Origin of the sequence: Caloramator mitchellensis (assembly GCF_001440545.1) — a bacterium.
GTDB classification, from domain to species: Bacteria; Bacillota; Clostridia; order Clostridiales; family Caloramatoraceae; genus Caloramator; species Caloramator mitchellensis.
Map to the genome: position 1 here is coordinate 1 of NZ_LKHP01000026.1, position 8,393 is coordinate 8,393.

Here is an 8,393-nt window from a genome sequence, read left to right on the forward strand (position 1 = left end):
TCATCTGGCTGTTACTTAAAAGTAACTTGGTCGCTTTTCCACTGTTCAGTTTTCAAAGGTCAACTGCCGTCTCGCGACGACTTTTATATATTATCATGCATTGTTATATCACACTTTACTATGTTCCCTTTTTATTTAAAATTAGCTTAACTATTCTTCAATATTCTTTATATTTCTCGCTATTTCTATTACCGACACACAAGGCAGTGTGTATTGGTGACATTCACTTGATTTCTTGACTTCTTGAGTTGTCTGTCAATTAGGACAAGAGAGACAATTTAATCGATGCCAACTTGGCTTTAATAAATAAAAAGAGCCCATATGAATAGGCACTTCATTTAAAGTGTCTTCATATAGGTTCCACGTGCACCATACAATGTTTTATGCCTTCTATCTTCATTTCCAATTCATCATGAACTGACTCTGCAATATCATGTCCCTCTTTAACGCTTATATTTTCATCAATATATATCTCTAAATCAACATAGATTCTGTGTCCAAATATTCTTGTTCTTAGACTTTTTATTCCTCTAACTCCTTCTACACTGTTAATTACTCTCTTTATTGTTTCTATTGTTTTATCATCAACAGATTCATCTACAAGTTCCTTTGTTGCCTTTATATAAAAATCCACACCAACTTTAACTATAAAGAAACATACTATTAAAGCAGCAAGAGGGTCGAAAAATTTATATCCAATTCTTGCAGCAAATATACCTATAAAAGTACCTACTGATGAAAAGGCATCTGAACGGTGGTGCCATGCGTCTGCCTCCATCGATATACTTTTTATCTTCCTTGCAACAATGATTGTATACCAATACATTCCTTCCTTTACTAAAATGGAAATAAAGGCTGCAGCTAGAGCAATTCTGCCAGGTGTTGAAATATCTCCAGATATTAATTTTTTAATGCCTTCATAACCAATAAGAAACCCTGTAGTAATAAGGATAACACTGATTATTTTTGCAAATACTGGCTCAAATTTTTCATGACCATAGGGATGTTTATCATCCTCTTCTCTTGATGATATCTTAAGCCCTAGTATAACAATAAACGTAGCGAGTATGTCTGATAATGTATGGACACCATCTGCAATCATCGCACTGCTTCTTCCTAAAAATCCTGCTATGAGTTTGAATACACATAGACCTGTATTAATAAAAATAGTTATCAACGACGTTTTAGTGCCCAACTTTTCTCTATTCATTTTTTCACATCCTTTTCAATTGATAAGATTATATATTTGTATTATATGCTTTATACCTTGATTATTCAACTAATTTTTATTATTAATTATTTTCATTTGATAATGAGCAGCATTCTATTTTACAAATGACTAATATTATTATATAATTTATGAATAAATTCTTGGGTAGGTGGCTGAATAGTGCGAATAGGATACGCATGCATTCCTCTGGGAATTGATTATAGAACCAATAGAGGTATGAATTTAAAAAACTTCACAGAAGAAAGTTTTAAGAAAGTTGTCAAGGATAACCTAAAAGACCTTAAATCAATATTAAATTACAATATTATGAATAGAATTTACATGTTTAGAATAAGCTCAGATATCATTCCATTTGGTGGCCATAATATAAACGCAATTGAGTGGGAAAAATTATTTAAAAATGAATTAAAAGAAATTGGAGAATTTATAAAACAAAACAATTTGAGAGTTTCGATGCATCCTGGTCAATACACAGTTCTTAATTCACCAAATGAAGAGGTCTTAAAAAATTCTATTCAGGATATTGAATATCACTGTAAATTTTTAGATGCACTATCTATTGACTATTCTAATAAAATAGTTGTTCATCTTGGCGGTGGATATAATGATAAACTTCTTTCTATGAAGAGATTTATTGATAACTTTTCTCTTTTATCTGATTCATCTAAAAAAAGATTAGTAATAGAAAATGATGAAAAGATATACAATATAAGTAACGTTATAGAAGTATCTAAGCACTTAAATATACCGGTTGTTTTTGATTATTTTCATCATTTAATCAATCCAATAGATATGCCTCTGGAGAAAATATTAGAAAACGTATCTTTAACTTGGAAAGAATATGATGGTCATATGAAACTCCATTATTCTGAACAGTCCCCTTATAAGAAAAGAGGTTCGCATTCAGAATTCATAGAAGTTGAAAAATTTTTAAATTTTTATAATATAGTTAAATACTTGAATCCCGACATAATGCTCGAGGCAAAAGATAAAAATATTTCTGCAATAAAATGTATAAACATCTTATTTAATAATACTAAACATTCACTTTATGAAGAATGGGCTAAGTATAAATATTTAGTCATGGAAAAAAACTACAATCTGTATAAGGAGTGTAGCAATACTGTTAATTTATCCTCTGATATAACTGACCTTTATAAAAAAATAGATAATGCACTAACATTGACTTACAATGATAAAAACTTTCTAAACACTATATTGCACGTATGGGGATATGTTAATGAGAAAACTACCTTATATGAAAGGGAGAAGTTTTTTTCTCTAATCAACACTAAAGAATACAAGAAAGCCAAGTTATTTTTAGAAAAACTTTCCAAAAAGTATAATATTGAATATCTTTTAAAGTCATATTATTTTATATATGATAAATACAAATAATAAAAAGTATTATATATAGTTAAAGCAAATCAGCAGACCCTGTATTACTAGTAGTCTGCTGATTTATTCTATGTCCCCATTTCAAATGTTCCCATAGCTATAACTTTTTTATTCTTCATCAGTAAATGCCCCTTTGATATTACAGTATCAACATAGTAATCTTCATCTACTAAAACTATATCAGCGTCATAACCTTCATAAATCTTACCCTTTCCCTTGAGCTTTAAAATCTTTGCAGGGTTTGAAGTAATGGCCTTAACAGCCTGTTCTAGTTGGACTCCATCTAAAACTGCATCCCTAACTTCATTAAATAACGATGTTACTCTTCCAACCTTAAGACCTATAAATTCTCCCTTTTCATTGAAATTCGGGAGACTGCCTTGTCCATCGGATGTAAATGTTATATTGTCCCCTAAACCTTTTTCAATACATGTCTTCAGGGCAATGCTTGCCTTTACTTCTCCTTCATCATAGAACAAAGGGTCAGAACTTGTAGTAAAATCTATAAACCCTCCCATCTTAGCAAACTGAATACCCTGTTCAAAAAGATATGGATTTCTATTTATATGTGTAGGGTAAAATTGAGTTATTGGAATTTCCGTAGTTTCTGCTATTTCAATCAGCTTATTAAGTCCATCCTTGCCATCACCCATATGGATGTTTACAACCCCAGCTTTTCCAGATAATATTCCTGCAACTCTTGCATCTGCTGTTAATCTTTTAAGTTCCTCAAGATTTGGTTGAGAGGATCTATGATCTGAAATTGCGATTTCTCCAACGCCTATAACCTTATCGATAAGAACTAAGTCCTTCATTATACTTCCTGTAAAAGTTACAGTTGGAACCCTATAGGCACCTGTATATATATAGGTTGTAACTCCCTCCTCCTCAAGTGCCTTTGCCTTTGCATATAGATTTTCAAGGCTTCTTGTTACTCCATCTGTCCCCAAAGTTCCGATTATTGTTGTAATTCCGCCCTTTATTATATCCGATAAAACTATCTCGGGAGTTCTAGTTTTATATCCTCCCTCTCCCCCTCCACCTGTTATGTGCACATGGGAGTCAATAAATCCAGGCAGAGCTTTTTTCCCTTTCCCATCTATTACTTCTACATCTATACCTGTTACTGTTATTGAATCTCCTATTTTTGATATCTTATCATGGGCTATTAATATATCCCTTTTCCCTATATATTCAGGCATATATACTTCAACGTTTTTTATAAGTTTTATCAAGATGCTCACCTCTTTTAGTATAAAGGTAGGGGCATGAGCCCCTTATTTTAATTAAATCCTATAAAGTGTGCAACAAGAACAAATACTGTACCTAAAGCGAAGAAGAATAGCTGCATCTTAATTTGCCATTTAGCCCATCTTCCCCAGTCAACTCTTGCAACTCCTAAAACTCCCATAAGACAAGCTGATGTTGGAACTATTATATTTGTTAAACCATCACCAAGCTGGAAGGCAAGGACAGCAACCTGTCTTGAAACACCAACAAGGTCTGAAAGAGGAGCCATTATTGGCATTGTTATGGCAGCCTGTCCTGAACCTGAAACTACAAAGAAATTAAATACTGATTGGAAAAGATACATAAACCAGGCTGCAAATGCACCACCAAGTTTTCCCACTACATTTGAAAGACCATTTAAAATTGTGTTTAATACTGTAGGAGTTCCTGGATCTGTTCCACCAAGAATTATTAGAATACCTTGAGCCATACCAACAACTAAAGCTGCTCCTACCAAATCAGCTGCTCCTCTTTGGAAGGAATCTGCTATATCGTTAACAGTCATGTTGTTGAGCTTAAATATTACTCCAATAATTCCTGCAATCAATCCCATTGCAAAGAATTGAGATGCTATTTCAGGTATATAGTAGCCCTTCTTGATAACTCCCCATACAACCCATATTATACCTAATAAAATTACTAACAATACTAGTTTATGACCAAGATTGAATTCAACATCCTCAACATCTGTTTTCATGTTCTTTTTAAAATATTCTGTAGCATCAGGTGCAATTGATGTTTCTGGATTCTTTTTAACCTTTCTAGCATATTTTAAAGTATAGAAAAGTCCAGCTGCTGTGAAAACTACCCACATTAATATTCTGAATTGTGCTCCTGAAAATACAGGAATGCCTGAAACACCTTGTGCAACAGCAAGGCTGAATGGATTCATCCATGAAGTTGCAAATCCTATTTGGCTTGCAACATAGGTTATAAGAACACCCACTATAGCATCATACCCCATTGCAATAACAAGTGGGATAATTATAAGAGCAAATGGTATCGTCTCTTCACCCATTCCAAATACAGCGCCTCCTAATGAGAAGAGCACGAATAATATAGGCAAAATCATAACTTCCTTGCCGTTAGTAATTTTAATCATCCTAAGTATACCAGAATCTACTGCCCCTGTTCTTAGTATTATTCCAAAGGCACCTCCGATTACAAGTATAAATGCAATAATACCTACTGCAGCACCCCACTTATCTCCTCTAACCATTCCTTCGAACACATAATTTAGCATTCCATATCCGCCAAAATCCTCTGTTCCCCAGAGTTTTGCAGGATTTTTCACCACTTCTCCCTGCTCATTCTTTTCATATTGGAAGGAACCTGCTTGTACAACGGTCTTTGTCTTTTCCTTACCATTGACCATATATTTTACTTCTGTCTTTTCAAATTTACCTACAGGAAGTAAAATAGTTAGAAGCCATGCAAATAAAACTACAAAGAAGATGATAACATAGGTGTGTGGAACTTTGAATGTCTTGTTCTCAACTGTCTTAACCTCATTTTGAATCGGTGTGTTTGACATAATAACCCCCCTATAATTTTCTTTACTCTAAATTATAAGCAAATACTATGCCAACAATTCTAAAATAGAAATTATTATTCAAATACCCTGAAAATAACTTAAAAAGCTAAATGAAATATATAAATATCAATATAATATTTTATATTTTAATAATATATGGGTTAAATTTGGTTATTAAAGTGTTTTATGGGTTTTCATTCTGTCAAATTGTTTTTACAAGAACAGTTCCACCTCTCCCTTTTCTGGGTTTTATATACCCCATTTTCTCCAATTCCTTTAATCTTGTTCTTATCATCTGTTCAGTCAAGTTTAGTCCTCTTTCTTTGCATATTCCTTCGATTTTTCTTCTAGATGCATTTTCTCCTTTTTTGCTTAAATCTTCTATTATATTTAATATTATTTTTAAATCCTGCCTTAAAGGATTATGTTCATAAAAAATATCAAACGGTAAATCTCTTTTAGAGATTTCTTTTCCATCACAAACCGCAACCATATACTCAACAATATTTTTTAATTCCCTGATATTCCCTGGCCAATTATAATTAACTAGCCAATTAGAAACTTCCAAACTTATTTTAAAACTCATACCCTTTTTGTTAATAAAATAGTCAAACAGTTCTTTAATATCTTCCCTTCTGTTTCTCAGGGGTGGAATTTTTAAATACATAACCTTTAACCTATAATAAAGATCTTCCCTGAACTCACCCTTTTCAACCAATTGACCTAAATTCTTATTTGTAGCTGCAATTATCCTTACATCGACAGGGATAATTTTATCCCCTCCAATTCTCATTATTTCCTTTTCCTGCAGTACCCTTAAAAGCTTTGTTTGAAGCCTTAAAGATGCATCTCCTATTTCATCTAGAAAAATCGTTCCTCCATTTGCCTGCTCAAATAGTCCCTTTTTACCTCCCTTTAGTGCTCCTGTAAAGGCCCCCTCTTCATAACCAAAAAGCTCGCTTTCTGCTAAGTTTTCGGGAAGAGATGAAAAATTGACAGCAACAAAGGGCTTGTTTTTTCTTAATGATTCATTATGAATTGCAGATGCAAACAATTCCTTTCCCGTTCCGCTTTCTCCTTCTATTAAAACCGTTAAATCCGTCTTAGCAATTTTTCTTCCTACTTCTTTTGTGTGCTTTAATTCTTCACTTTTACCTATTATGTCATCAAAAGAATATTTAGCATAATAACCCTTTTTATACAAATCCCTAATAACCTTTTTCTCTAATTCCTCAATATCCTTTTGACTTTTAAAGGTTGCAATTATTATGTTTTCTTTTTCCAATGTAAATTTAGTTATAATATACTTTTCTCCTTTAATTTCGAATACGCTGGATGCATCCTTCTCATGGGACAACAAATAATCTACAATCTTATAACTTGAGAAAAATTCTCTAATATTTTTCCCAATTATGTTTCCCTTAGCCCCAAGAATAAATCTTAAATTTTCATTAGATATTGATATCCTTCCCTTTTCATCAAAAGCTAGAACAGCCTCCTTCATCCCGTCCATAACTATTTTAATATGTTCGAATGCCCTGGTTTTCTCCTTTGAAATATCAGCTAGTTTTTTCGCAAGTGATACTATCTTATCAAGATATATTATTGTTGCATCTTCCCATTTCTTATCATAAACCTCTAATTCTTTTAAAATTTCCGCTATAGTTACTATGTCCATAAGCCTGGGTCCTATATCAATTACATGTTTAACACCTTGTGGTACTATATCTATCTCACCAGGCGTAATAGCATAATTGATTTCTTGTTTTAAACTGCATCCTGGATAATAGGGAATATATTCAACATGCGACAGTCCTAATCTTTTCAGCCAATCAATGCACTCTAATGTTGTTTCTTTGCAGTCATTAACAAATAAAACCTTTTCTCCTTCTGGAATAAATAGAAGATTTTCGATGACTTTATAATTCAAAATCCTTCTTGCTGTTATTAACTTGCATCCCTCTTTGAGATGTTTTAACGAGTCATCATATATAAGATTGGTAGAAATTATAACTATGTCCGCTTCAATCTTGTTTTTTATCCCCTCATCAATAGCGTAGGATTCTATATGAGCAATGTCGCCAATATACCCCATAAGCTGCTCATGCAGAGTTTCTCTTGTATGTTCTGTCCCTGCTATCAAAACTACCTTTTTCATCCCAATTCCCCCCGAAATGCTTATATTTTTATTATATACCATAGGTAAATTACAATTATAGTATAAAAAAATATAAACCGATAATCTGTTGTAAAAAAACTATAGATTATCGGTTTATATTAATATCATAAACACTATTAATTATTTTCTAAAATTTCTACTTTAGCATCCTCATTTACCTTGGATACTTTTATATTATATGCTCCCCTTGCGTTAAGTCCTACAACTTTAATATAGCTTGTTCCCTTAGGTAATCTAAATTCAGTAGTCCTTACCTCTTTAGTTGAAAATAATGCCAATCTACCTTTTACTTTAAACTCACAAACAGTCTTTATTTCTCCGTCTGGTAATACAAGAACAATTTTGAAATTTCCACTTTTAAAAGTTATCTCAGAATTAATTAAGATATCAACATCCTCACCAGCATTTATTTTATACAGTGTATCAATTCCGTTAAATTTAGAGAAACGTTCATAATATCCATTGTATGATACTGATAAAAATTTTATATTATAATCTTCTTGACTTATTATTCTTGAATTATCATTATAGATTTCTTCAAATGAAATATTATTTTCCTTTGAGTTTCGGTAAGAAACAAAAGAAATTATTATTAAAAAAGCTAAAATACCAAAAATAGCAATAAGGATAATAAATAACTTCTTAAATGAACTGTTATAGCGCAAATTCATATCGCTCTTATCCTCCACTAAGCAAGCATTATTACCTTAATTTTACATCCTACCAATTCTACTGTCAATTAGTGCATTTTAGCCAATAAA

The 8,393-nt window shown here is 32.1% G+C and carries 6 protein-coding genes; 1 reads left to right on the forward strand and 5 read right to left on the reverse strand.

Annotation, left to right across the window (positions count from 1 at the left end):
- Positions 1-349: 349 nt before the first annotated feature.
- Positions 350-1,210, reverse strand: a complete 861-nt coding sequence (locus tag ABG79_RS11720; RefSeq protein WP_057979656.1) for a cation diffusion facilitator family transporter — start codon at positions 1,208-1,210, stop codon at positions 350-352.
- 180 nt (positions 1,211-1,390) lie between these two features.
- On the opposite strand from ABG79_RS11720, the gene uvsE reads away from it, so the two are divergent.
- Complete coding sequence (uvsE, locus tag ABG79_RS11725) at positions 1,391-2,629, forward strand: UV DNA damage repair endonuclease UvsE (protein WP_057979657.1); 1,239 nt, start codon at positions 1,391-1,393, stop codon at positions 2,627-2,629.
- Positions 2,630-2,697: 68 nt separating this feature from the next.
- Here uvsE and iadA read toward each other — a convergent pair whose 3' ends face one another.
- The 4 genes from iadA to ABG79_RS11745 form a co-directional block, all read right to left on the reverse strand.
- Positions 2,698-3,864: a beta-aspartyl-peptidase gene (iadA, locus tag ABG79_RS11730; RefSeq protein ID WP_057979658.1), complete on the reverse strand. Its 1,167-nt coding sequence runs from the start codon at positions 3,862-3,864 to the stop codon at positions 2,698-2,700.
- Positions 3,865-3,911: 47 nt separating this feature from the next.
- On the reverse strand, positions 3,912-5,453 hold the full coding sequence (yfcC, locus tag ABG79_RS11735) for a putative basic amino acid antiporter YfcC (protein WP_057979659.1): 1,542 nt from the start codon (positions 5,451-5,453) through the stop codon (positions 3,912-3,914).
- 202 nt (positions 5,454-5,655) lie between these two features.
- Positions 5,656-7,611: a sigma 54-interacting transcriptional regulator gene (locus tag ABG79_RS11740; RefSeq protein ID WP_057979660.1), complete on the reverse strand. Its 1,956-nt coding sequence runs from the start codon at positions 7,609-7,611 to the stop codon at positions 5,656-5,658.
- 137 nt (positions 7,612-7,748) lie between these two features.
- Positions 7,749-8,303 carry a hypothetical protein gene (locus tag ABG79_RS11745; RefSeq protein ID WP_057979661.1) on the reverse strand — a complete coding sequence of 185 codons (555 nt, stop codon included), beginning with the start codon at positions 8,301-8,303 and terminating at the stop codon, positions 7,749-7,751.
- Positions 8,304-8,393: the final 90 nt, after the last annotated feature.